This window comes from Streptomyces sp. NPDC017095 (assembly GCF_044332325.1).
In the GTDB taxonomy this organism is placed as follows: domain Bacteria; phylum Actinomycetota; class Actinomycetes; order Streptomycetales; family Streptomycetaceae; genus Streptomyces.
Genome location: NZ_JBIROU010000002.1, coordinates 67,515 through 92,045, shown reverse-complemented (window position 1 = coordinate 92,045; position 24,531 = coordinate 67,515). Strand labels below are relative to the sequence as shown.

At 72.4% G+C, this 24,531-nt stretch carries 21 protein-coding genes; 10 read left to right on the top strand and 11 right to left on the bottom strand.

All coding sequences use genetic code 11. The features are described 5' to 3' along the window. Nucleotides 1–37 precede the first annotated feature (37 nt). Nucleotides 38–811, top strand: coding sequence for an IclR family transcriptional regulator (locus ACH4OA_RS03450; protein WP_397942308.1), 774 nt, complete (start codon nucleotides 38–40; stop codon nucleotides 809–811). Beyond that, entirely contained in the window at nucleotides 808–1,653 is an 846-nt protein-coding gene (locus tag ACH4OA_RS03445; protein ID WP_365879266.1) for an SMP-30/gluconolactonase/LRE family protein, read from the top strand. Before ACH4OA_RS03450 ends, ACH4OA_RS03445 begins: the two co-directional genes overlap by 4 nt. A gap of 25 nt (nucleotides 1,654–1,678) precedes the next feature. Here ACH4OA_RS03445 and ACH4OA_RS03440 read toward each other — a convergent pair whose 3' ends face one another. Both ACH4OA_RS03440 and ACH4OA_RS03435 read right to left on the bottom strand, forming a co-directional pair. After that, on the bottom strand, nucleotides 1,679–2,902 hold the full coding sequence (locus ACH4OA_RS03440) for an MAB_1171c family putative transporter (RefSeq protein WP_365879264.1): 1,224 nt from the start codon (nucleotides 2,900–2,902) through the stop codon (nucleotides 1,679–1,681). Continuing rightward, nucleotides 2,899–3,576, bottom strand: a complete 678-nt coding sequence (locus ACH4OA_RS03435; RefSeq protein ID WP_397967850.1) for a toxin-antitoxin system, toxin component family protein — start codon at nucleotides 3,574–3,576, stop codon at nucleotides 2,899–2,901. The genes ACH4OA_RS03440 and ACH4OA_RS03435 overlap by 4 nt, the downstream gene beginning before the upstream one ends. Nucleotides 3,577–3,787: 211 nt before the next feature. Here ACH4OA_RS03435 and ACH4OA_RS03430 point away from each other — a divergent pair, with 211 nt between their 5' ends. From ACH4OA_RS03430 to ACH4OA_RS03410, 5 genes are read left to right on the top strand one after another with little or no spacing between them, the layout of a single operon-like run. Further along, on the top strand, nucleotides 3,788–5,146 hold the full coding sequence (locus ACH4OA_RS03430) for an extracellular solute-binding protein (RefSeq protein ID WP_397967437.1): 1,359 nt from the start codon (nucleotides 3,788–3,790) through the stop codon (nucleotides 5,144–5,146). Further along, entirely contained in the window at nucleotides 5,143–6,087 is a 945-nt protein-coding gene (locus tag ACH4OA_RS03425; protein WP_397967435.1) for a carbohydrate ABC transporter permease, read from the top strand. Before ACH4OA_RS03430 ends, ACH4OA_RS03425 begins: the two co-directional genes overlap by 4 nt. Next, nucleotides 6,084–6,923, top strand: coding sequence for a carbohydrate ABC transporter permease (locus tag ACH4OA_RS03420; protein ID WP_397942314.1), 840 nt, complete (start codon nucleotides 6,084–6,086; stop codon nucleotides 6,921–6,923). The genes ACH4OA_RS03425 and ACH4OA_RS03420 overlap by 4 nt, the downstream gene beginning before the upstream one ends. A 17-nt stretch (nucleotides 6,924–6,940) precedes the next feature. Continuing rightward, nucleotides 6,941–7,903: an arabinan endo-1,5-alpha-L-arabinosidase gene (locus ACH4OA_RS03415; protein WP_397967432.1), complete on the top strand. Its 963-nt coding sequence runs from the start codon at nucleotides 6,941–6,943 to the stop codon at nucleotides 7,901–7,903. Between the two features lie 14 nt (nucleotides 7,904–7,917). Continuing rightward, a complete protein-coding gene (locus ACH4OA_RS03410; RefSeq protein ID WP_365879254.1) occupies nucleotides 7,918–9,438 on the top strand; it encodes an alpha-N-arabinofuranosidase in 1,521 nt (506 codons plus the stop codon). Here the strand turns inward: ACH4OA_RS03410 and ACH4OA_RS03405 are convergent, their stop codons facing one another. After that, on the bottom strand, nucleotides 9,439–12,393 hold the full coding sequence (locus tag ACH4OA_RS03405; RefSeq protein ID WP_397967430.1) for a beta-galactosidase: 2,955 nt from the start codon (nucleotides 12,391–12,393) through the stop codon (nucleotides 9,439–9,441). Nucleotides 12,394–12,468: 75 nt separating this feature from the next. Here ACH4OA_RS03405 and ACH4OA_RS03400 point away from each other — a divergent pair, with 75 nt between their 5' ends. The 3 genes from ACH4OA_RS03400 to ACH4OA_RS03390 all read left to right on the top strand — a co-directional run bounded on the left by ACH4OA_RS03400 (nucleotide 12,469) and on the right by ACH4OA_RS03390 (nucleotide 14,356). Further along, nucleotides 12,469–12,927, top strand: a complete 459-nt coding sequence (locus ACH4OA_RS03400) for an Rrf2 family transcriptional regulator (RefSeq protein WP_365874311.1) — start codon at nucleotides 12,469–12,471, stop codon at nucleotides 12,925–12,927. 91 nt (nucleotides 12,928–13,018) lie between these two features. Then, nucleotides 13,019–13,234: a hypothetical protein gene (locus tag ACH4OA_RS03395; protein ID WP_397942323.1), complete on the top strand. Its 216-nt coding sequence runs from the start codon at nucleotides 13,019–13,021 to the stop codon at nucleotides 13,232–13,234. Between the two features lie 165 nt (nucleotides 13,235–13,399). Beyond that, the gene (locus ACH4OA_RS03390; RefSeq protein ID WP_397942325.1) at nucleotides 13,400–14,356 is read left to right on the top strand and encodes an arabinan endo-1,5-alpha-L-arabinosidase; all 957 of its coding nucleotides are present in this window, start codon (nucleotides 13,400–13,402) and stop codon (nucleotides 14,354–14,356) included. Nucleotides 14,357–14,473: 117 nt separating this feature from the next. On the opposite strand, the gene ACH4OA_RS03385 is transcribed toward ACH4OA_RS03390, so the two are convergent. The 8 genes from ACH4OA_RS03385 to ACH4OA_RS03350 form a co-directional block, all read right to left on the bottom strand. Then, complete coding sequence (locus ACH4OA_RS03385) at nucleotides 14,474–16,024, bottom strand: pyridoxal phosphate-dependent aminotransferase (RefSeq protein ID WP_397967427.1); 1,551 nt, start codon at nucleotides 16,022–16,024, stop codon at nucleotides 14,474–14,476. Between the two features lie 101 nt (nucleotides 16,025–16,125). Beyond that, the gene (locus ACH4OA_RS03380) at nucleotides 16,126–17,274 is read right to left on the bottom strand and encodes an aldose epimerase family protein (RefSeq protein WP_397942328.1); all 1,149 of its coding nucleotides are present in this window, start codon (nucleotides 17,272–17,274) and stop codon (nucleotides 16,126–16,128) included. Nucleotides 17,275–17,300: 26 nt separating this feature from the next. After that, complete coding sequence (gene mmsB / locus ACH4OA_RS03375; protein ID WP_365874301.1) at nucleotides 17,301–18,545, bottom strand: multiple monosaccharide ABC transporter permease; 1,245 nt, start codon at nucleotides 18,543–18,545, stop codon at nucleotides 17,301–17,303. Then, entirely contained in the window at nucleotides 18,542–20,104 is a 1,563-nt protein-coding gene (gene mmsA, locus ACH4OA_RS03370) for a multiple monosaccharide ABC transporter ATP-binding protein (RefSeq protein WP_397967425.1), read from the bottom strand. Before mmsA ends, mmsB begins: the two co-directional genes overlap by 4 nt. A gap of 34 nt (nucleotides 20,105–20,138) precedes the next feature. Continuing rightward, entirely contained in the window at nucleotides 20,139–21,248 is a 1,110-nt protein-coding gene (chvE, locus tag ACH4OA_RS03365; protein WP_397967422.1) for a multiple monosaccharide ABC transporter substrate-binding protein, read from the bottom strand. 5 nt (nucleotides 21,249–21,253) lie between these two features. Then, nucleotides 21,254–22,255 (bottom strand): hypothetical protein, encoded by a 1,002-nt coding sequence (locus ACH4OA_RS03360; RefSeq protein ID WP_397942330.1) that lies wholly within the window; start codon nucleotides 22,253–22,255, stop codon nucleotides 21,254–21,256. Nucleotides 22,256–22,366: 111 nt separating this feature from the next. Beyond that, nucleotides 22,367–23,371: an alcohol dehydrogenase catalytic domain-containing protein gene (locus tag ACH4OA_RS03355; protein ID WP_365874293.1), complete on the bottom strand. Its 1,005-nt coding sequence runs from the start codon at nucleotides 23,369–23,371 to the stop codon at nucleotides 22,367–22,369. After that, nucleotides 23,368–24,531 carry a mandelate racemase/muconate lactonizing enzyme family protein gene (locus tag ACH4OA_RS03350; protein WP_397942334.1) on the bottom strand — a complete coding sequence of 388 codons (1,164 nt, stop codon included), beginning with the start codon at nucleotides 24,529–24,531 and terminating at the stop codon, nucleotides 23,368–23,370. The genes ACH4OA_RS03355 and ACH4OA_RS03350 overlap by 4 nt, the downstream gene beginning before the upstream one ends.

Here is a 24,531-nt window from a genome sequence, read left to right as displayed (position 1 = left end):
CGCGAACGGGCGCCTAACCCAAGGGAGGGGGCCGGACGTGGGACGCCTCGTGCCTGCCGTGACCCGGGCTCTCGACATTCTGGAGCTGTTCCTCGACGGGGACGGGACGCTCTCCGCCCCGGACATCGTGCGCAGGCTCCGGCTGCCGCGCACCACCGTGCACGAGCTGGTCACCACGCTCGCCGCACGGTCGTACATCGTGCAGGTGCCCGGCCAGCCCGGACGGTACCGGCTCGGCGTGCGCCCGTACCAGCTCGGCAGCCGCTACGCCGAGCAGCTCGACCTCGCCGCCGAGGGCCAGCAGGTGGCCCGCTCGGTCGCCGAGACCTGCGACGAGACCGTCCACGTGGCGATCCTGGAGGGCACCGACGTCATCTACATCGCCAAGGTGGACTCCACCCACGCCGTCCGCATGGTCTCCGCGGCCGGCCGCCGGCTGCCCGCCCACTGCACCTCGGTCGGCAAGATGCTGCTGGCCTCGCTGCCCGAGACCGAGCTGACCGCCCGGATCCCCGACGGCAGCGAGCTGGCCGCGATGACCCCGAACAGCATCACCACGCCCGCCAGGCTGCGCGAGGCCCTGACGGAGATTCGGCAGCGCGGGATCGCGGTCGAGAACCGCGAGTCCAACCCCGACGTCTCCTGCGTCGCCGCTCCGGTCCGCGACCGCACCGGCCGGGTCGTGGCCGCGCTGTCCATCTCCGTCCCTATGATTCGCTGGAGCGAGGAGCGCCGGGCCGAGCTGGAACAACTGGCGGCGAAGGGCGCGGCGGACCTGTCGGAGCGGCTGGGATACAGGAGCGCGGCATGACGGCGTACGAGGTGGCGGTGCGGGCGGAGGCGACGCTCGGCGAGGGCCCGACCTGGGACCCGGCGACGGGCCGGCTGCTCTGGCTCGACATCCTGGGCATGCGGCTGCACACCTACGACCCGGTGACCGGCCGCCGCACGGTCCGCACCACACCCCAGCACGTCGGCGCGGCCAAGCCCCGCGCCGGCGGCGGCCTGGTGCTGAACCTGCGGGACGGCGTCGGCCTGCTGGACCCGGACGGCACGTTCCGCTGGCTGCGCCACGAGCCGGTCGCGGGCCGCCGCGGGAACGACGCCGCGGTGGCCCCGGACGGCTCCCTGTGGGCGGGCACCATGCGCTACGACGAGGCGGCCGGCGGCGGCACGCTGGCCCGGCTGACCGGGGACGGCACCGCGCGGACGGTGCTGTCCGACGTCACGGTCAGCAACGGCACCGGCTGGAGCCCCGACGGCCGCCTCATGTACTACACCGACACCCCGACGCGCCGCGTGGACGTCTTCGACCACGACGCCGGCGCCGTCCGCGACCGCCGCCCGCTGGTGGAGATCGAGGAGGGCGCGGGCTATCCGGACGGTCTGACGGTCGACGCGGACGGCTGTGTGTGGGTGGCGCTGTGGGACGGCGGGGCGGTCCGCCGCTACACGCCCGACGGCGAGCTGGACCGGGTGATCGCCCTGCCCACCCCGCGCACGACGGCCTGCGCGTTCGGCGGGCCGGACCTGACCGACCTCTACATCACCACGGCCCGCACCGGCCTGGCCGCACCCGACCCCCTGGCGGGCTCCCTGCTGGTGGTGCCGGGCGCCGGCAAGGGCCTGCCGCAACCGGCGTTCGCGGGCTGACCGGCCGCCGGCCGGGGCGCGGGGGTCAGCCCCGCACCTCCGCCGGCACCCTGCCCACCCGCGCCCGCACCGCCTCGACGTCGGCCGCCCGGCGCAGCGCCCGCGACACCGGGCCGATCTCGCGGAGCAGATCCGTGGTGTCGGCCCCGGCGCCGAGCGCGGCGGCACCCGGCGTGCGGCACGCCGTCTCCACCGCCTCCAGCACGCACACCGCGCCGGCCAGCGCCCGGGCCCGCTCGGGCGGATGGCCGAGGCCGAGCGCGGCGTCGTAGGCGCGTCCGCACAGCCCGGTGTCCATGCGCCGGGCCAGCGGCAGCAGCACGTCCCGGATGAACGTCTCGCGCCGGGTGAGCCGCAGTTCGGGCGTGGCGCGCAGCGCGAACGGCGGCCCCCCGCCGCACGCGCCGCGCAACAGCCGGTACAGCGGCCGCAGTTCCCGCAGGGCGAGCCGGACCCGCCAGCGGTCGCGCAGGTACTGGCCGGCGTGCGGCAGGATGAAGCCGGCGGCCAGCAGGACGGCGGCGAGGGCGGCGACGGGCGGCGCGAGGCCGGTGCTCAGCCAGTCCGCGTCCCGCCCGCACCAGCGCGCGGTGACGGCGGCCAGCTTGGCCGCGGCGAAGCCCAGGCTCAGCGCGTAGCCCGCGCCCAGCAGCCGCAGCCCCCGGCGCAGCCAGGCGTCCAGGTGCCCGGCGCGCACCCAGGCGCGGATCAGCCGGAAGGTGAGCAGGCAGGCCGCGGCGTGCGCCACGAGGTAGAGCAGGATCTCCTCGCGCATGAACGGCGTGCCGGCGTAGTAGGTGTCCAGGTCCCGCAGCCGCTCCACGGGCGCGTCGGCGAGCGCGAACAGCACCCACAGGGCGACGATCACGGCGGAGTACACCGAGATCACCCAGCGCCGGGCGCGGCGGGTGCCGGCCGGGTGACCGGAGGGGCCGTTGCGCCAGGTGATGATGAGCACCAGGGAGCAGCCGCCGAACGCGGTGACCAGCGAGTAGCACCAGGGCGCCGCGAGGTTGGGCACGCCGGTCAGCCGGTTGGCCAGGGCGATGGCGGACGGGGCGCAGGAGACGAACACCGCGCAGGCGAGCAGCAGCAGCGCCCCGACCGCGCGCAGCAGCGGGTCCCGCCACAGCCGGATGATCGAGGGCAGCTTGATCGCCAGGGCGGCGGCGAGCACGGCGGTGGGGATCCAGAAGGAGACGTGGAACCCGCCGAGGAAGGCCGGGGGGCTGTGCGCCGGCGGGGTCACCGCTCGGCTCCCTCCCGCCCGGACGGCCGGTGTGCCGCGGGGCCGCCGGCCGCCGGTGTGCCGCGCCCGCCCGGCCGGTCCGCCCGTTCGCGTCCGCGGTAGCCCAGGGAGCGCTGCACGGGGTCCGGCGGGCCGCTCCGGGGGGTGTCCAGGTGGCCGCGGAACAGGGTGGCCAGCCGGTGCCCGAAGTCGTCGGCCTCGGCCTCGTCGGTCTCCCGGGAGCCGTCGCGGGCGGCCACGGTCAGGGCCGCCTCCCGCCAGCCGGGCGCGTCGGCGAGGGCGCGGGCCGCCGCGTCACCGGCGAGGTGGTGGTGCCGGTGCCCGGCGTGCAGGTGCCACAGTTCGTGTCCCAGGATGACCAGTTGCTGCACGGCCTCGGCCCGCTCCTCCACGATGACCAGGTCGAAGTCGGCGAACTCGACCCACAGCCCGGTGACCTCGATCTCGTCCGGGAACCGCTCGAACCGCAGCTCCACCGGCCGCCCGGCGCGCAGCGCGGTCATCTCCTCGCACAGCGCGTGGCACAACTGCCGTACGCCGTCGGGCGGTTCGGGCCGGGCGCGGACGGCGGCGGCGAGCCGGTCGGACAGCGAGCGCATCGCCGGGCCGGGGCGGGGCCGCAGCAGTCGTGAGGCGAGCCCGGAAGCCCGCTGTCGCACGCCCGCGATGCCCATCCGCACCCTCTTCTCCGCCTGGTCCCGCCCGGTCACGGCTGGGTCCGAGGGTACGCGTCCGCACGTGCCCGCGTCATGCCTTATCCGGGCGTCGTTCAACGGAAAACGATCTACGGACTTCGTCCAACCCATTGACGCGCGGGCGCTTCGAATCTACGGTCCCGTTCGAAGTTACGAGCAGCATTCGAGATACCGAACGTGGGGGCAAGGGATGGGACGACCTGGCCTGAATCGCAGGCAACTTCTCGGGGCCGCGGGCGGATTGGCGACGGCGGCCGCCTTCGGCTTCGCGGCCCTCGGCAGCGGGGCCGACGCGCTCGCCGCCGGCGCCCGCACCCGGGTGCGCTACTGGAACCTCTTCCAGGGCGGTGACGGCGCCAACCAGGTCGCCATGGTCGACGCCTTCCGTGCGGAGCACCCCGGCATCGCCGTGAAGGACTCCACCCTCACCTGGGGCGGCCCGTACTACACCAAGCTGGCCATGGCCGCCGCCGGCAACCGCGCCCCCGACCTCGCCGTCATGCACCAGGGCCGCATCCCCGGCTTCGCGCCCGGCCGCCTCCTCGACCCGTGGGACACCGGGCTGCTCGCCAAGTACGGTGTCCGCGAGGCCGACTTCAACCCGGTGCTCTGGAAGCGCGGCATCGTCGACGGCAAGCTCTACGCCCTGCCCCTGGACATCCACGTCCAGCTCTGCTTCTACCGCAAGGACGTCTGCGCGAAGGCCGGACTGCTCGACTCCGCCGGCCGGCTGCCCGCCGCCACCTCCACCGACGACTGGTTCGCCCTGCTGAAAGAGGCGAAGAAGCGGCTCGGGGACGGCCGGCAGACCCTCGGCCTGCACACCAACGACCAGAACTTCTGCTGGTGGTTCTTCGTCGCCTTCTACCACCAGCTCGGCGGCACCTACTTCGACGCCGGCCAGACCCGCGTCACCTTCGACACCGGCAAGGCCACCGAGGTGCTGGAGTTCTTCCGCAAGCACGTCACCGACGGCTACGTGAAACCGGGCGAGAGCGACTCCGAGGCCTTCCTCGCCGGCTCGCCCTTCACCTGGGAGGGCAACTGGTCGGTGCCCTACTTCAACGGCGAGAAGATCGACTACGGCGCCCAGCCGCTGCCCCCGGTGTTCGGCACCCCGGCCACCCACGCCGAGTCCCACTCCTTCGTCCTGCCCCACCAGGCCGGCCGGGGCGGCGCCGCCGACGAGGGCGCGTACCGGCTCGCCGCCTACATGGTCACCCACGCCACCACCTGGGCCCACGGCGGCCACGTCCCCGCCTACCTGCCCACCTTCAAGGACCCGGCCTACCTCGGACTGGCCCCGCAGAACGAGTACTCCCGGCCCGCCATGGACCACCAGGCCAACGAGCCGCACATCTGGTTCGCCGGCTCCACCGGCATCCTCGCCCAGCGCCTCGGCCCCGTCATCGCCTCCTCCAACCTCGGCTCCACCGCCCCGGCCCGGGCCGCCCGCCGGATGAAGTCCAAGCTGGAGCGGCTGCTCGCGGCGAAGAACCCGATGACCGGCCGCACCGCCGCCCAGGAACTGACGGGAGCCGCCGCATGAGCAGCACCGCCCTCACCACGGCCGGCACGGCCCGCCCGCGCGCCGCCACCGACGCCGGCTCCGCCCGGCTGCGCTGGAGCCGCCGCCTGGAGCACGGCGGCTGGTTCGTCGCCCCGTTCTTCGTGCTCTACGGGCTCTTCGTCCTGCTGCCCGTGGTCCGCGGCCTGTACCTGAGCTTCACCGACGCCAACATCTCCGGCGACCACACCGGCTTCGTCGGCCTGGCCAACTACCGCGAGGCCCTGCGGGACCCGCTGGTGTGGGACTCGCTGTGGCACAGCGCGCAGTTCACGCTCTGGGTCGTCCCGCTCATCGTCGTGGCGGCCCTGCTGATGGCGCTCATCGCCCACCACACCGTGCACTTCACCTGGCTGTGGCGGCTGTGCTTCTTCGCGCCGTTCCTGCTGCCCTCGGCCGTCGTCGGCAACCTGTGGTACTGGTTGTTCCAGCCCACCAACGGCATGGTCAACCACGTCCTCGGCCTCGACACCCCCTGGCTCACCCAGAAGTCCACGGCCCTGCTCGCCGTCGTCGTCGCCACCCTGTGGTGGACGGTCGGCTTCTCCTTCCTGCTCTACCTGGCCGCCCTCCAGAACATCCCGCAGCACCTCTACGAGGCCGCCCAGCTGGACGGCGCCAACGCCTTCCAGCGGATGCTGCACATCACCGTGCCCCACCTGCGCTCCATCACCGGCCTGGTGATCGCCCTCCAGGTCCTCGCCTCGCTCCAGGTCTTCGACCAGGCGGTGGTGATGTACCAGTTCGGCCCGGGCCCGGAGGAGTCGACCCGCACCTTCGTGCAGTACACCCTCGAAGAGGGCTTCACCAGCTGCCGCGTGGGCTACGCCTCCGCGATCTCCTTCGTCCTGTTCGTCATCGTCGCCGCCGTGGCCCTCGCCCGGATGTGGCTGCTCAAGAACCGCGAGGAGGCCACCCGATGACCACCCGCTCCGACCGCCGCTGGACCCCCGCCCAGATCGCCCTCACGGCCGTGGCCGCGGCTCTGTCCCTGCTCTGGATCGCCCCCCTGGCCTGGGCCCTGTCCACCTCCCTGAAGACCCCGGCGGAATCCGTCACCTCGCCGCACTGGATCCCCCGCCACGTCACCTTCGACGCGTGGAAGAAGGTGATCGAGGCGGGGAACATCCCCAACTGGTTCGTCAACTCCGTGGTCGTCTCCGTCTGCGTCACGGTGATCGTCCTGCTGGTCGCCTCCCTCGCCGGATACGGCTTCGCCCGCACGGAGTTCCGCGGCAAGAACGCCCTCCTGGGCCTGACCATGGCCGGCCTGATGTTCTCCCCGGCGATCCTCGGCGTGCCGCTGTTCACCACCGTGCAGTCGCTCGGCATGGTCGACACCTACTGGGGCATGATCCTGCCGCAGTGCGCCCCGGCCGCGATGGTCTACATCCTCTACAAGTTCTTCCAGGGCCTGCCCCGGGAGCTGGAGGAGGCCGCGTTCATCGACGGCGCCGGCCGCTGGCGCATCTTCTTCACCATCGTCCTGCCGCTGTCCAAGCCCTCGCTCTCCGCGGTCGGGATCTTCACCTTCATCGCGTCCTGGAACAACTTCCTGTGGCCGTACATGGTGACCAACAACCCGGACCTGATGACCATGCCCAACGGCATCGCCACCGTGCAGAACGCCTTCGGCATCGTCTGGCCCCAGCTCATGGCCGGCGGCCTCGTCGCCGGACTGCCGCTGATCATCGTCTTCGTCTTCTTCCAGAGCCACATCGTGCGGGGCGTCGCCCACACCGGTCTGGCCGGCCAGTGACCCGAGGAGACCACCGCGTGCCGCGCAGACTCGCCGCGATCCTGGCTGCCGCCGCCCTGGCCCTGCTCCCGGCCACCGCGTCGGCGGACACCGCCTACCCCGACCCGCTGCCCCTGACCGGCCAGCAGATCGTCCACGATCCCACCGTCCACCGGCTGGGGGACGGCCGGTACGTCGCCTACTCCACCGGCGGCGTCCTCGGCGCCCGCCTCTCCACCGACCTGCGCCACTGGACGGACGCGGGCGACGCCTTCGCCACCCCGCCCGCCTGGTGGTACGACTACAGCGCCACCGCCGACCCCTGGGCCCCCGACCTCGGCTACCGCGACGGCCGCTACTGGCTCTACTACGCCGTCTCCTCCTGGGGCACCAACCACTCCGCGATCGGCGTCGCCACCTCGCCCACCGGCCTGCCCGGCACCTGGACCGACCACGGCCCGGCGTTCACCTCCGGCACCAGCGATCCCTGGAACGCCATCGACCCCGCGGTCATCCGGGCCGACGGCAGACTGTGGCTGGCGTTCGGCTCGTACTGGACGGGCATCCGCATGACCGAACTGGACCCGAGGACCGGCAAGGCGCTCCCCGGCGCCCCGGTCCACCACCTGGCGACCCGCCCGGACGCCCCGTACGCCGTGGAGGGCCCCGCGATCGTCCGCCACGGCGGCTACTACTACCTCTTCGCCTCCTACGACGCCTGCTGCGCCGGCGCGGACTCCACCTACAAGATCCGCGTGGGCCGCTCGGCCTCGGTGACGGGCCCGTACACCGACAGCACCGGCACCCCGATGCCCGACGGCGGCGGCGACCTCCTCCTGGCCGGCCACGGCCGCTTCGCGGGCCCCGGCGGCGAATCCGTCTTCCGCGCCCACGGCACGACCTGGCTCGCCTACCACTACTACGACAAGGCCGACGGCGGCACCCCGAAGCTGGGCCTCGACCAGCTCCGGTGGCGCGCGGGCCGGCCCGTCCTGAACTGACCCGGAAGGATTTCATGAGCAAGAGCACCGCCCGCTTCACCCTCGACCCCGCCTTCACCGTGGGCGAGGTGAACCCCCGCCTCTTCGGTTCCTTCGTGGAACACCTCGGCCGCTGCGTCTACACCGGGATCTTCGAGCCCGGCCACCCCGCGGCGGATGCCGAGGGACTGCGCACCGACGTCCTGGAACTGGTCCGCGAACTCGGCGTCACCGCCATCCGCTACCCCGGCGGCAACTTCGTCTCCGGCTACAAGTGGGAGGACTCGGTCGGCCCGGTCCAGGAGCGTCCCCGCCGCCTCGACCTCGCCTGGCACTCGACGGAGTCCAACCGCTTCGGCCTGTCCGAGTACCTCGCGTTCCTGAAGAAGATCGGCCCCGAGGCCGAACCCATGATGGCCGTCAACCTCGGTACGCGGGGCGTCGCGGAGGCCCTGGAACTCCAGGAGTACGCCAACCACCCGGCCGGCACCGCCCTGTCCGACCTGCGTGCCGCCCACGGCGACAAGGAGCCCTACGGGATCAGGCTCTGGTGCCTCGGCAACGAGATGGACGGGCCCTGGCAGACCGGCCACAAGACGGCCGAGGAGTACGGCCGGATCGCCGCCGAGACCGCCCGCGCCATGCGGCAGATCGACCCGTCCGTCGAACTGGTCGCCTGCGGCTCCTCCAGCCAGGCCATGCCCACCTTCGCCGAGTGGGAGGCGACGGTCCTGCGGGAGGCGTACGACCTGGTCGACTACATCTCGCTGCACGCCTACTACGAGCCCGTCGACGGCGACGTGGACTCCTTCCTCGCCTCGGCCGTCGACATGGAGTCCTTCATCGAGAACGTGGTCGCGACCGCCGACCACGTGGGCGCGAGGCTGAAGTCCGACAAGAAGATCAACCTCTCCTTCGACGAGTGGAACGTCTGGTACCTCTCCCGCTGGGAGGAGTACGCCCGCACCCTGGAGCGCGCCGACTGGCCCGAGGCCCCGCGGCTGCTGGAGGACAGCTACAGCGTCACGGACGCGGTCGTCTTCGGCTCGCTCCTCATCGCCCTGCTGCGCCACGCCGACCGGGTCACCGTCGCCTGCCTCGCCCAGCTCGTCAACGTCATCGCCCCGATCATGACCGAGCCGGGCGGCCCGGCCTGGCGGCAGACCACGTTCTACCCGTTCGCGCAGGCGTCCCGGTACGGCCGGGGCCAGGTGCTGGACGTCCGCGTGGACTCGCCGACGTACCAGACGCAGAAGTACGGCGAGACGGACCTGCTGCACGCCACCGCCGTGCGCGCCGCCGACGGCACGGTCACCGTGTTCGCGGTCAACCGCGGCCGCACCGAACCGCTGCCCCTCGAAGTCGCGCTCCACGGACTGGAGCTGACCGCCGTCACCGAGCACACCGCCCTCGCGGACGCCGACCCCGACGCCCGCAACACCCTGGCCGACCCCGCACGCGTCACCCCGCACCCGGTCGAGGGCACCGCCCTGGCGGACGGCACCCTCACCGCCGTACTGGAGCCGCTGTCCTGGAACGTGATCCGGCTCGCCTGATCACACCGGCCGGACCGGCACCCCGCCGGCCGCCGTGCCGAGCAGCGCCAGCCGGACCGACCCGGGGCCCGACAGCGTGGTGAACTCCGACAGGACCGCCAGTGCCAGGGTGTTGGTGCCCCGGGTGCGCAGGATGCCGTTCGGCAGCACGAAGGTGTGCTGCGGACCGACGTCGTTGATGTACTGGCCCAGGTTCCAGCCGTTGAGGAAGATCTGGGCGCGGTAGGCACGGTACGGGTCGTCGTCCAGGGTCAGCCCGACCGAGGCGTCGACGTCGGCCGGCACCGACAGCCGGAACGTGGTCCGGTACCACGTCACGCCCTGGTACCGCTCCGCGCGCGGGAAGTCCGCCCGCTCCCAGTCCCGGTCCCGGAAGCCGGGCAGGTGCCAGCCGTGCCGCTCGCCGTACAGGCCGCCGTTGTTCAGCGGCCCGCGCACCGGATCGGCGGGGCCCTCGCCCTGGATGCGCCACCGCACCTGCGGCGAGGCGCCCCCGAAGGCGACCGACGTCAGCCCGCGGGCCGCCTTGTGCGTGTCCAGCGCCTTGCCGTCCTGGTCGTGCTGCATGCGCCGGACCAGCACGGACAGCACATGCCGGCCGGGCGAGCGCAGCCGCTCGCGGACCGGGAAGACGGCCGTCGCCGCCCAGGTGCCCTGACGGACCGTGGTGTCCTTGTCCGGCACCGGCATCCGGTGCGTGCCCAGCGGCTCGCCGTCCAGCCAGGCCATCAGCAGACCCTGGGTGCCGGTGCTGTAGGCGAGCGAGACCGACTCCAGCCCGGCCGCGCCGGTGAAGCTGCCGCGGTACCAGACGTCGCCGTAGTGGAAGCCGTAGTCGTCGGCGAACAGCACCGGCCGGCCGGCGGGGACGGCCGTGGTGCTGAACGAGGAGGTCTTGTCGGCCTTTTTCCACGCCGAGTCGTCGAAGCCCGGGCCCGCCTCCGGGTTCTCCCGCCGCGTCCGCCAGCCGCCCAGCTCCGGCAGCCGCACCTCGGGCACCCCGGGCAGCATGCCGGTGGTCATCAGACTGCCCGAGAGGGTGACCCGGGTGGCCAGCCGGCGCCCGTTCCACACCAGGGTGTCGATCCCGCGCGGCGCCCACACCTCCAGCCCCGTCTCCTCCTTCAGGTCACCGGTCAGGTGCGCCTCCGAGCCGCGCAGCTCCACGTGGCGCAGCAGCGCCGGGCCGTACACCAGGAGGGTCCCGGACGGGGTGTCGTACGGGAAGAGGCGCACGGAGGTGGCGTCGTCGGCGAAGAGCAGCAGCAGCGGGGTGTCGGACTCGCCCTTCTGCACCAGCACCCGGGTCAGCCCGGCCTCGCCGAGCGGCGCGTTCACATGCAGCTCGCCCCGGTCGTAGGCCCAGCCGCCCTCCGGGTCCAGCCGCTGCACGAACGGCTCGGCCGGGCAGTCCAGCACCAGTTCCGCCATCTCGCCGCGGCGGCCCGTGAACACGGCGATGTCCTGCCGGCCCGCGTTCACGCACAGCATGGGCGAGGCGGTGGAGTACTTCAGCGTCCGCCTGCCCAGCGACAGCCCGGTGGTCAGCAGTTTGGCGTCCTTGCCGGGCACGGTGACGCGCAGCGGGCCGGCCTCGGTCGGCAGGCTGGTGGTGACCGCATCGGTGCCGTCGTTGCGGGCGATGTACACATGCGCGCCGGTGTCCGGGTTGGTCAGGTGGTAGACCTTCAGCCCCTCGGCCCGCACGTCCGCCGCCCGGTCCAGCTTGGCGAAGTCGGGCACCCGCTGGAGCAGATGGCCGAGCTGGTGCATCGGGGCGATCTTGTCGGTGACGTTGCGGGCCTCGTCGATCGCGGCGCCGTAGTCGTACGACGTGTAGACGACCGGCGCGGGCAGCCAGCCCCACGAGGTCCCGCCGAACGTCATGTACACGTTGTGCAGGGTGAGCCCGTTGGCCAGGTTGGTCAGGTAGAACCGGCGCTCGTAGGCCGCGTCCCGGGTGCGCCGCGACTCGGCGTACCCCTTGCCGTCGAACCAGGCCCCGCCCCACGGGTCGAACCAGCCGCCGCCGAACTCGGGCACGAACCCGGGCGTGTCCGGCGAGGCGGTGGCCCCGCCCCGGGGCCCGCCGGGGCCGTAGTGACCCCAGTCCGGCGGGGTCTGGGACGGCGAGGGGTAGCCGTCGAACCCGTAGAGCCAGCCGCCCTTCTCGCCGCCGGTGCCGAACGAGCCGGGCACCCAGTAGCCGTTGCGCCCCTTGTCGTTGTGGAACAGCGGGACGTCGATCCCGTCGGACCGGACCTTCTGGTACAGGTGGGACATGTAGGCGCGGCCGGTCGCGTCGCCGGCGTGGGCGTCGTACTCGTTCTCGATCTGGTACAGCAGGACCGTGCCGTCGCCGCGCGTGAACAGGTGGCGGCGGGCGATGCGGTCGACCTGGGTCAGCCACTCGTCGACGTGCGCCAGATAGTCCGGGTCGTCGGTCCGCGCGGTGCCCCGCGTCGCGGTCAGCCAGCCGGGGAAGCCGCCGCCGTCGACCTCGGCGTTGATGTACGGGCCCGGCCGCAGGATGACGTACAGACCGGTCTCGGCGGCCATGCGCAGGAAGAGTCCGAGGTCCCGGACGCCGGAGAAGTCGTACCGGCCGGGGGCGGGGGAGTGGTAGTTCCAGGCCACGTAGATGCTGACGGCGTTGTAGCCGTGCGCCCGCATCTTCTGCAGCACGTCCCGCCACAGCGACGGGCTCGGCAGCCGGAAGGGGTGCAGCTCGCCGGACCACAGCACCAGGCGCCGCCCGTCCACGAGCAGCGAGTAGCGGTCGTAGCCGACCGTATGCCGGGCGCCGTCGGCGCTCGGCGGGCCGGGTGCCGGACCGGTCGGCGCGCTGCCGCCCGCGTACGCGGAAGGGGCGCCGGGGCCGCCGCTGCCGCCCAGGGCGAGCCCGAGCGCGGCGGAGCCGGTCAGGGCACTGAAGGTACGTCTGCTGAGCGCCAAGGTGGATCCTCCCGGGCGAGCTTACGGGGCGCGGGTCCGGCCATTCTCCATGGCGGAACGCCCCACAATGGACCCATGAGGATCTCGGCACGGGCGGATTACGCGGTACGGGCGGTACTGGAGCTGGCCGTACGGCAGGGTAACGGCCCGGTGAAGGCAGAGGAAATCGCCGCCGCGCAGGACATCCCGCACAAGTTCCTGGAAGGCATCCTGGGCGACCTCAGGCGGGCCGGGATCGTGGACAGCCGGCGTGGCGGGGGCGGCGGCTACCGGCTGGCGCGGCCGGCGCCCTCGGTCACCGTGGCGGACGTCATCCGGGCCGTCGACGGTCCCATCGTGTCGGTGCGCGGCGAACGCCCCACCGGCCTCGCCTACACGGGCACGGCCCGGCCGCTGCTGCCCCTGTGGATCGCCCTGCGGGCGAACGTCCGCCGCATCCTGGAGGGCGTCACCCTCGCCGATCTCGCGGCGGACGCGCTGCCCGGACCGGTCCGGGCCCTGGCGGCGGAGCCCGCGGCCTGGGAGAACCCGTAGCGAGCCCCGGCGGGCGGCGCTCGGCGGGCGGTGCTCGGCCGGCCGGGGGACCGGCGCGTGCCCCCGGCGGGCGCCGGTCGTTAAGGCGAGCATGATCAAGAAGCTCGCCCGTGTCTCCGTCCTGGCCGCCGCGCTGCTGGCCGCCGCCCCCGCCGCCGAGGCCGCCGAAGCCGCCGCCCCGCCGCCCGTCCCGTCCACCGGCGCGCCCGGTGCGGCGCTGCTGGCGGGTCTCCTCGGCTCGCTGGAGGCGGGCAACCCGGCCACCTCCCTGAACGCCCTGCTCCCCACGGGTGTCCAGGGCGGCTGAACGCCGGCCGCCGTGGGCGGGGACGCCGGTGAGTTCGTGTGAGAACCGTTGACTGGTGAACCGTTCGCTCCTACGGTCCGTCCGAAGTCACGAGCACTGTCCGAAATCTCGTACAGACTCGGCGCTTTCCACCGTTCGGACCGACCCAGATCGAGGGAGCCCGCAATGAAGCGCACCGCACTCCTCGCCGTCCCCGCCGCCGTCCTGCTCGCCCTCGTCCCGGGCACCGCCTCCGCGTACCCCGGTCCGGGCAGGGTCACCGGCAGCGTCGTCGTCCACGACCCGACGATGATCCGCACCTCCGCCGGCCGCTACCTGCTCTACGGCACCGGCGGCGGCCTCGCCTACAAGACCTCCACCGACCGCGTCTCCTTCACCGCCGGGGCCGACGCGTTCACGGTCAAGCCGGCCTGGTGGTCCTCGTACGCGTCCGAGGCGTGGGCGCCGGACATCTCGTACCACGGTGGGAAGTACCTGATGTACTACGCCGTCTCCCGGTTCGGGGAGAACACCTCCGCGATCGGACTGGCCGGCTCGACGACCGGACTGCCCGGCTCCTGGACCGACTACGGCGTCGTCTACACCTCCACCTCCGCCAGCGACTACAACGCCATCGACCCGAACCTCTTCGTGGACGACGACGGCACGTGGTGGCTGACCTTCGGCAGCTGGTGGTCCGGGATCAAGATGATCCGCATCGACCCGTCCACCGGGAAGGGCTACGCCGGCGACACCACCCGCTACTCGCTCGCCTCCCGGCCCACCGGCAGCAAGGCGGTCGAGGCGCCGTACCTCGTCAAGCGGGGCGGCTACTACTACCTCTTCGCCTCCTACGACGTCTGCTGCCAGGGCACCGGCTCGACGTACAAGGTGAAGGTCGGCCGGTCCTCCTCCGTCACCGGCCCGTACCGCGACAAGAACGGCGTGGCCCTGACGGACAACGGCGGCACGCCGGTCCTGGAGTCCCACGGCAGCGTCATCGGACCCGGCGGGCAGTCCGTCCTGCACGACAGCGACGGCGACCTGATCGTCTACCACTACTACGACGGCGGCGACGGCGGCACCCCGAAGCTGGGCGTCAACCTGCTGGACTGGTCGACGGGCTGGCCGGTGGCCTACTGAGCGAGCCCGGAGACCGCTTCGGCCCGAGTCCGCGCCGGACCGTCCCCGCCCGCCCGCCCGGACCGTGCCCCGGCCACGGGCCGGGAGCGTTCCTCGGCCGCCCGTCCGGAGCGTTCCTCAGCCGGCCGCCCGGCTCGGGCCGGCCGTGTCCGGCCAGCTCCGGGCGCCGGGCCAGCCCGTCGCGGGGGCCGGAGCGGGGGCCGGGGCCGTCCTGCCGCGGACCTGGGCGGCGGTGAGCCCGCCCCGGGCCGGCACCCCGGGCGGCGTGGGGGCCGCGGCCACCGCAGGCGGCGGTGGCAGGGGGACCGGGGCGAGCGGCGGGCAGGCCGGTGCGGGAGACGGCCGGGCCGCGGGCAGGGGCGTCCCGCCGGCCGCCGGGGGCACGGGCGCGGGGGGCACCTCGGCGGGGAGCGGCGCGCCGGTGCCGGTGGACGGGGCGGGACCGGTCGGGGGGAGCCGCAGCCCGGCCCCGTCGGTCTCGCCGACCAGCCGGTCCACCGCCGCCGTGCCCGAGCTGTAGCCGGTGCCCGGCGCGGCTGCGGCGGCCTTTCCCGCGGACCCGTAGAGCACCTGTCCCAGGCCGGACACCAGGCGGCGCACGTCGGCCCCGGGGCGCACCGCGAGCCGCAGGAAGCGGCTGGAGGAACCGAGCGTGTCGCCGCACTCGCGGACCAGGACGCGGTGCTCGGCGAGCAGCCGGTCGCGGACCACCGGGCCCTCGGCGCCCACGGGCAGGCGCACGAAGAGGAAGTTGCCCTGGGAGGGGTAGACGGTGAGGCCGGGCAGCGCGGACAGCCGGCCCGTCATGTCCCGGCGGTCGCCGCGGACCCGCGTCAGGCTGTGCGCGTACTCGGCCCCGTGCTCCCTCAGCATCGCCACCACGGGCCCGGCGAAGGAGTTGAGGTTCCCCTCCGGCAGCATCGAGCGGACCTGCCCGGCGAGCGCCGGGTTGGCGGCGAGGTAGCCGAAGCGGACGCCGTGCAGGCCGAGGTTCTCGCCCAGGCTGCGCAGGACGACGACATTGGGGCGGAGTACGGCCTCCCGGACGACGCTCGGCTCGTCCTCGGCGTCGGCGAACTCCAGGAACGACTCGTCGACGACCACCAGGTCCAGGTCCGCCATGGCGTCCAGGAAGCGCACCACCTGACGGCGGCGCAGGAAGCCGCCGTCGGGGTCGTTCGGGTTGCAGAGCACGGCCGCCCGGGTGCCGCGGGCGCGCAGGAAAGCGGCGTACCGGGCGAGGTCCAGGCCGAAGCCGTTCGCCTCCTGGAGCGGGAACATGTCGACCCGCTTGCCCGTCCCCATCGCCTGGCCGGCCCAGCGGCCGAAGGAGGGGACCGGGACGGCCAGGGACCGGCGGACGAGGAGGTGGTCGATCCAGGTGATCAGCTCGGTGCAGCCGTTGCCCAGGGCCACGCACCCCGGCGGCAGGCCCAGCAGCGAGCACAGCTCACCGGTGACGGTACCGGTGTCGTCCGGGCGGCAGGTGACGATCTCGCGCAGCCGGCCCGCCAGTTCCTCGAACAGGGCGGGCGTGGGGAAGTACGGGTTGCCCGGGACGCGGAAGTCCACCGGCCCGCTCCCGTCGCCGTCCTCCCGCGCCGGCGCCGCCCGGGGGAGGCGGTGCGCGGTGCCGCCGCGGAACAACGAGGTGACGCTGCCGGCCAAGGGGACCTCCGTTCGGGGCGGCCCGTGCGGGGGAGCACGGGCCGCCCTGGGATACGGAGGTGACGGCCGCGGTGTTCAGCCCGCCGGTGCGGCGGGCGGTCTCACGCGCCGAACGTGTGGAGCGTCGTCGTCCGGTACGTCTGCCCCGGCCGGAGCACCGTCGACGGGAACTGCGGGTGGTTCGGCGAGTCCGGGAAGGACTGCGTCTCCAGGCACAGGGCGTCGCCCTGCCGGTAGGTGCGGCCACCGGTGCCGGTGAGCGTCCCGTCGAGGAAGTTGCCGGAGTAGAACTGCAGTCCCGGCCGGTCGGTGGCGATCTCCAGGGTGCGGCCGGAGCGCGGGTCGCGCAGCGTCGCGATGTGCTCGGGCCCGGCCGTGGTCCCCTTGTCCAGCACCCAGTTGTGGTCGTAGCCCTTGGCCGCCACCAGTTGCTCGTGGCCGGCCCGCAGGTCCCGGCCGATCGGCTTGGCGCGCCGGAAGTCGAACGGCGTGCCCGCGACCGGGGCCAGCTCACCGGTGGGGATCAGACCGGAGTCGGTGGGCGTGTAGCGGGACGCGGCGATCGACAGTTCGTGGTCCTCGATGGTGCCGCTGCCCTCGCCGGCCAGGTTCCAGTAGACGTGGCTGGTGAGGTTGACGATGGTGGCCTTGTCGGTGGTGGCCGTGTAGTCGATGCGCCACTGGCCGTGCCGGGTCAGGGTGTACGTCACCGTCGCGCGCAGCGTGCCCGGGTAGCCCATCTCGCCGTCGGCGCTGGTGTAGTGCAGGCGCAGGCCGACGTCCGTGCCGTGGGTGAACGGCTCGGCCTGCCACACGCGCTTGTCGAAGCCCTGGGCGCCGCCGTGCAGGCTGTTGTCGCCGTCGTTCACGGACAGCTGGTAGGCCGTGCCGTCCAGGGTGAAGCGGCCCTTGCCGATGCGGTTGCCGTACCGGCCGATCAGGGCCCCGAAGTAGGGGCTCTTCGCCGTGTAGTCGGCGAGGTCGGCGAAGCCGGCGACCACGTTGGCGTACCGGCCGTGCCGGTCGGGCAGCTCCAGCCGCTGGACCACACCGCCGTACTCCAGCACCTTCAGCCGGGTGCCGCCGTTCTCCAGCGACCAGCGGTGGACCTTCGTGCCGTCGGCGAGCGTGCCGAAGGGTTCCCGGACCGGCCCCCGGCGGGAAGCGGCCTCGGCCGTACCGCCGAGGGCGGTGGCGGCGAGTCCCGCCGCCGCGGCTCCCGCGATGACCGTGCGTCTGTTCAGTTCCATGGGTGCGGCTCCGTTTCCTGGACGCTCTACGAACCGGACTTGCGCTTGTTCCACACGTCGAACCCGACCGCCAGCAGCAGGGCCAGGCCCTTGATGACCTGCTGCCACTCGGTGCCGACGCTGAGGAGGTTCATGCCGTTGTTCAGCACGCCGAGGACGAGACCGCCGATGATGGCGCCGAGGACGGTGCCGACACCGCCGCTCATGGACGCGCCGCCGATGAACGAGGAGGCGATCGCCTCCAGTTCGAAGTTGACGCCCGCCTTCGGCGAGGCCGCGTTCAGCCGGGCGGCGACCACCAGACCCGCCAGGGCCGCGAGCACGCCCATGTTGAGGAAGACGTAGAAGGTGACCCGCTTGTCCTTCACACCGGACAGCTTGGCCGCCGGGAGGTTGCCGCCGATGGCGTAGACGTGCCGGCCGAAGACCGCGTTGCGCATGACGTAGCCGTAGCCGACGACCAGCGCGCCCAGGATGATCAGCACGATCGGGGCGCCCTTGTAGCTGGCGAGCAGCAGGGTGAGGACGAGGATCGCCGCCACCATGGCCGTCAGCTTCAGCAGGAACAGCCGGACCGGGACGACGTGCAGGGAGAACTCCTGCTGGCGCCGGCGGTTCTGGAACTCCTGCCACACCACGGCCGCGATCAGGACGAGTCCGAGCAGCAGGGTGAGGTTGTGGTAGTTGGTGTTCGGACCGGCCTCGGGCAGGAAGCCGTTGCCGATCTTCTGCAGGCCCTCCGGGAACGGGCCGAGCGTCTGGCCCTTGAGCAGGATCTCGGTCAGACCGCGGAAGATCAGCATCCCGGCGAGGGTGACGATGAAGGACGGTATGCCGAGGTAGGCGATCAGATAGCCCTGGACGGCGCCCGCGACGGCGCCCACCAGCAGGCACAGCACCAGCGCGACCGGCCAGGACACCCCGTGCTGCACGGTCAGCACGGCCGAGAAGGCCCCGGTGAACGCCGTGAGCGAGCCGACCGACAGGTCGATGTGCCCGGCGATGATCACCAGCATCATGCCGATCGCGAGGATCAGGATGTAGCTGTTCTGGAGCACCAGGTTGGAGACGTTGCGCGGCAGCAGCAGGTCCCCGTCGGTCCAGACCGCGAAGAGGGCCACGATCAGGCCGAGCGCGATCAGCATGCCGTACTGGCGCATGTTGCGGCGCAGACCGGTCAGCACGAGGCCGAGCAGTCCGCCGCCGGCGGCCGGTCCGCTGCCGCCCGGCGGCGCGGGGGCCGGGTTCTTGGCGGTCACATCCGTGCTCATGGTGTTACCTCTTCGTCCTTCGCCTTGTCTTTCGTCATATGGCGCATCAGCACTTCCTGCGTGGCCTCGGACCGTGGCACCTCACCGGTCAGCCGCCCGGCGGCCATCGTGTAGATGCGGTCGCACATGCCGAGCAGTTCGGGCAGTTCCGAGGAGATGAAGACGACCGCCTTGCCCTCGGCCGCCAGCCGGTCGATGACCGTGTAGATCTCGTACTTGGCGCCCACGTCGATGCCGCGGGTCGGCTCGTCGAGGATCAGCACGTCCGGCCCGGCGAAGATCCACTTGCTGAGGACGACCTTCTGCTGGTTGCCGCCCGACAGCTTGCCCACCGACTCGAACACCGTGGGCGCCTTGATGTTCATGGAGGTGCGGAAGCCCTCGGAGACCCGCCGTTCCGCGTGCTCGTCCACCACGCCCCGGCGGGCGACCTTGTGCAGCGCGGCCAGCGAGATGTTCCGGTTGATGGTGTCGATGAGGTTCAGGCCGTAGTGCTTGCGGTCCTCGGTGACGTAGGCGATGCCGTGCCGGACGGCCTCCGCCACGGTCTTGGTGCGGATCTCCCGGCCGTCCTTGAGGACCGTGCCGCCCGCGTACCGGCCGTAGGCCCGCCCGAACACGCTCATCGCCAGCTCGGTGCGGCCGGCGCCCATCAGGCCCGCGATGCCGACGATCTCCCCGCGGCGGACCTGGACGGACACGTCGTCCACGACCTTGCGCTCCTGGTCGACCGGGTGGAACACGGTCCAGCCGCGGATCTCCAGGGCCGGTGCCGCGCCCTCCTCGGGTTGGTGCGGGGTGCGTTCGGGGAAGCGGTGGTCGAGGTCGCGGCCGACCATGCCGGCGATGATCCGCTCCTCGGTGGTCCCGGGCGCCCGCACGTCCAGGGTCTCGATGGACCGGCCGTCCCGGATGATCGTCACCGAGTCGGCGACCTTGCGGATCTCGTTCAGCTTGTGGGAGATGATGATGGAGGTGATGCCCTGGTGCTTCAGCTCCAGGATCAGGCCGAGCAGCTTGTCGCTGTCCTCGTCGTTCAGAGCCGCCGTCGGCTCGTCGAGGATCAGCAGCTTCACCTCCTTGGACAGCGCCTTGGCGATCTCCACGAGCTGCTGCTTGCCCACGCCGATGTCGGCCACCCGGGTCTCCGGGTGCTCGTCCAGACCGACCCGGCGCAGCAGCGCGGTGGCGTGGCGCAGGGTCTCGCGCCAGTCGATGCGTCCGCGCCGGGCGTGCTCGTTGCCGAGGAACAGGTTCTCCGCGATGGACAGCTGCGGCACCAGCGCCAGTTCCTGGTGGATGATGACGATGCCGTGCTGCTCGCTCGCCCGGATGTCCCGGAACCGGCAGAGGTCGCCCTCGAAGAGGATGTCTCCCTCGTAACTGCCGTACGGGTGGACGCCGGAGAGCACCTTCATCAGGGTGGACTTGCCGGCGCCGTTCTCCCCGCAGATGGCGTGGACCTCGCCCTGCCGGACGGTCAGGGTGACGTCCGCCAGTGCCTTGACACCGGGAAAGGTCTTGACGATCGAGCGCATTTCCAGGACGGGTCCCGCCATGGTCGTGCCTTTCACTCCGTAGGAAAAGGGCGGGTCACTTCAGGTCGGCCTCGGTGTAGTAACCGCCGTCGACCAGCACCTTGCGGTAGTTGCTCTTGTCGACGCTCACCGGCTGGAGCAGATAGGCGGGCACGACCTTGGCCCCGTTGTCGTAGGTCTTGGCGTCGTTGACCTGCGGCTTCTTGCCCTTGAGGGAGTCGTCCATCATGGTGGCGGCGATCTCCGCCAGCTTGCGCAGGTCCTTGTAGACGGTCTGCGTCTGCTGCCCGGCGATGATCGACTTCACCGAGGCCAGCTCGGCGTCCTGGCCGGTGAGGACCGGCAGCGGCTTGCCGGCCGAGCCGTAGCCGTCGGACTTCAGCGCGGACAGGATGCCGATGGAGATGCCGTCGTACGGCGAGAGCACCGCGTCGACCCGGCCGCTCTTGTACGACGAGGTGAGCAGGTCCTCCATCCGCTTCTGCGCGGTGGTGCCGTCCCAGCGCAGGGTGGTGACCTGGTTCAGCCGGGTCTGCCCGGACTTCACCACGAGCTGCTTCTTGTCGATGTACGGCTGGAGCACCTTCATGGCGCCGCCGAAGAAGTACTTGGTGTTGTTGTCGTCGTTGGAGCCGGCGAACAGCTCGATGTTGAACGGGCCCTTCTCCCCCTTGCCCAGCCCCAGCTTGTCCACGATGTACTGGCCCTGGAGCGTGCCGACCTTCTCGTTGTCGAACGAGGCGTAGTAGTCGACGTTCTTGGTGCCGAGGATCAGCCGGTCGTAGGAGATGACGGGGATGTGCGCGTCCGCCGCCTCCTGGAGCACGTTGTTCAGCGACTTGTTGTCGATCGCCGCGACGATCAGGCCCTTCACGCCCTGCGTGATCAGGTTCTCGATCTGCGAGACCTGGGTGTCCGGGTCGTCCTCGCCGTAGACCAGCTTCGTCTTGTAGCCCTTGGCCTCGAGGTCCTTGACGACGTTCTTGCCGTCGGAGATCCAGCGTTCGGAGGACTTGGTCGGCATGGCGATGCCGATGGTGGCGCCCTTGACGTCACCCGGCTTCTCCTCGCTGCCGCCCGCGCTGTCCCGCCCGCAGGCGGACAGGGCGAGCGCGAGGGAGGCGGCCATGGCGGTCGCGGCGAGTGCGGTTCTGCGGTGGGGCATGGGGATCAGTCCTTGTCGTTCTGGTCGGGGAGAGGAGCGGGCACTTCGGCGGGGAAGCGGTGGAGCGGCCCGGGCAGCCGGGTGCCGAGCGGCGCCATGTCACCGTCCGCGCCGTGCCGGGCGAGCAAATCCAGGGCGAGCCGGCCGCGCCGCACCCGCTCCCGGGCGGTGTCCAGCGTCAGGTCCCGCAGATGCGTGCCCCACGGGTAGATGCCGGGCGCCTTGGACAGGCCGAACTTCAGGTAGAGCGGCGCGCCGCGCCGGATCAGCTCGGCGACCTCGTACATCCGGATGTAGCCGCCGAGGTCGTCCGGCGCCTCGATGTACATGTCCATCGGGGCGCCGGACACCCGCCGGATCTCGGTGAGGTGGTCCAGCGTCAGATCGCTGGGCACGTTGACGGAGTCCGCGCCCAGCCGCTCGTACACGGCGTACGAGGCGGGGTTGACCGGGCCGATCAGCGCGGAGACCTTCAGCGTGGTGTCGGCCGGGATGATCCCGGCCGTGCGCGCCCGGTGCAGGGTCCACAGCACGCCCTCGTCCGCGACGAGCAGGCACTTGACGCCGAGTTCGGTGGCCCGGACGGCGTCCTCCAAGCAGCCGGCGACCGCGTCGTGGCCCCGGGCGCGCAGTCCGGCCCCCCGCGAGTCGGACCGCACCGAGCCGCCGATGTCCCAGGTGCCGCGCGGGCCGGTGAAGAGGCAGAGTTCGATGTCGCGTTCGCCGGCGGCCTCCACCATCTCGGTGATCTCGGCGTCGGTGAGCATCCACACACCGCTGCCCTGGCTGATCCGGTGGATCGGCACATCCAGGCGCGAGGCCTCCTTGAGGACGACCGCCAGGGCTTCGGGACCCTCGCACGAGGGGATCTCGGTGCGCCAGCGGCCGCCGCCGGGGAAGGTGTGGGCGGAGGCGTCGGCGGGGTCGAGGGCGGGCGCGCCGAGGCCGAGTGCGGCGAGCACCTGCTCGCCGGGCCTGCGGGCTGCCGGGGCGGAAGCGTCGGTCACAAGCTGTCCTTCGTGTTCGGTATATCGGACGAGGTTCGCGGCTCAGGGGAGGGCAAAGCGCCGGAGTACACCGGCCGGGGCGCCGTCAGGTCCGCCCCGGCCGGCGTACGGTCAGGGGCGGAGCAGCACCTTGCCCACCTTCGGGTCACCGGCGCCCACCAGTTCGATGGCCTGCGGGAACCCGGTCAGCGGCAACTCGTGCGTGACCAGCGGCAGCGGGTCCAGCAGCCCGGCGCCGAACACCCGCACGGCATACGACCAGGCGTCCGGCGGCGCCCCGAAGACGGTGTGCACCTCCAACTGCCGTACGACGAGGGCGGCCGGGTCGAGCCCGTCCGCGCCCGGCGCCGGGATGCCGGTGAGGACCAGCCGCCCGCCGCGCCGCAGCAGCCCGGCGGCGGTGCGCGCGGCGGACGCGGACCCGGCGGTCTCGATCACCACGTCGATGTCCTCGGGCAGCTCCTGGTCCCGCAGCCGGAAGTCGCTCGCCCCGAACCGCCGGGACAGCGGCTCCCGGTCGCCCCGGGTGCCCACCACCAGCAGCTCGGCCGGCGAGACGGCCGCCAGGAACTGCACGGCGAGCATCCCGAGCGTGCCCGTGCCGACCACCGCGACCCGCTCGCCCGGCCGGGCGTTCGCCTTCAGCGCGGCGGCCGCGATACAGGCGGCCGGCTCCAGCAGCGCGGCGGCGGTGAGGTCGGCGGTGTCCGGCAGGACGTGCAGCAGCCGGGCGGGCAGGGTGAGCGTGGCCGCCATGGCACCGGGCCGGGTGAACCCGGTCTCCTCGTACCCGGCCGTGCACAGCGTGGTCTCGCCCGCGTGACAGCGGTCGCAGACCTGGCAGTTGTGGAAGCCCTCGCCGACCACCTTGCGGCCGGTGAGCGAGCCGGGCACCCCGGCACCCACCGCCGAGACCGTCCCCGACCACTCGTGGCCGGGGGTGAGCGGGTACGTCACATAGCCTTCGGGCCGGTTGCCCTGGTACACCTCGCGGTCGCTGCCGCAGATGCCGACCGCGTGCACCGCGACCAGCGCCTCGCCGGGCCCGGGCGCGCGCGGCGTGTGGGTCTCCACCCGGTGCGCCCCCGGTGCCTCGACCAGGATCTGCGAACTCACTTGGTGCCCTTCGGCTTACGCTGCTCCCAGCCCTCGGCCCACAGGTCGAACCGCGCCTGCTGCTGCGGGAACTCGGCCGCCGCGTCCACGTCCAGCTCGACCCCGAGACCCGGCGCGTCGGACAGGTGGAAGCAGCCGTCCTCCGGGTCCACCTGGGGCGCCCCCTTGACCACCTTCTTGATCTCCGCGTCGGCGAAGTCGTTGAAGTGCTCAAGAATCTTGAAGTTCGGGGAGGTGAAGCCGACCTGGAGGGAGGCGGCGGTGAGCACGGACCCGCCCACGTTGTGCGGGGCGACGAGCATGTAGTGCGTCTCGGCGGTCGCGGCCAGCTTCCGGGTCTCCCAGATGCCGCCGATGTGGCCGACGTCGGGCTGGATGATGTCCACGGCCTGGCTGTCGAACAGCTCGCGGAACTCGATCCGGTCGTGGATGCGCTCACCGGTGGCGACCGGGATGTCGACCTTGGCGGCGACCTTCTCCAGCGCCTTGAGGTTCTCCGGCGGCACCGGCTCCTCCAGCCAGGCCGGCTTGAAGGGCGCCATCTCCTTGGCCAGCCGGACGGCGGTGGCGGGGGAGAAGCGGCCGTGCATCTCCAGCATCAGCTCGGCGTCGGGGCCGATGGCGTCCCGTACGGCCTCGATGAGCGAGACGGCGTACAGCGTCTCCTGGTGGTCCAGCTCGAAGTGGCCGGTGCCGAAGGGGTCGATCTTCAACGCCTTGTAGCCGCGCTCCATGACGCCCTGCGCGGCCTTGTGGTACGCCTCCGGGGTCCGCTCGGTGGTGTACCAGCCGTTGGCGTACGCCTTGACCTTGTCGGTGACCTTGCCGCCGAGCAGCTGCCACACCGGTACGCCCAGCGCCTTGCCCTTGATGTCCCAGCACGCCATCTCCACGACGGCGATGCCGGACATGACGATCTCGCCGGCGCGGCCGTAGTCGCCGTACTTCATCCGGCGCGCCAGGTCCTCGACGGCGAACGGATCCGACCCCAGAATGTGGTTGGCCTCTGCTTCCCGCAGGTAGCCGATGAGCGCGTCGGTGTGACCGAGCATCCTGGTCTCGCCGACTCCCGTGATCCCCTCGTCGGTGTGCACCTGGACGTAGGTCAGGTTGCGCCACGGCGTGCCGACCACGTGTGTGCTGATTCCGGTGATGCGCAC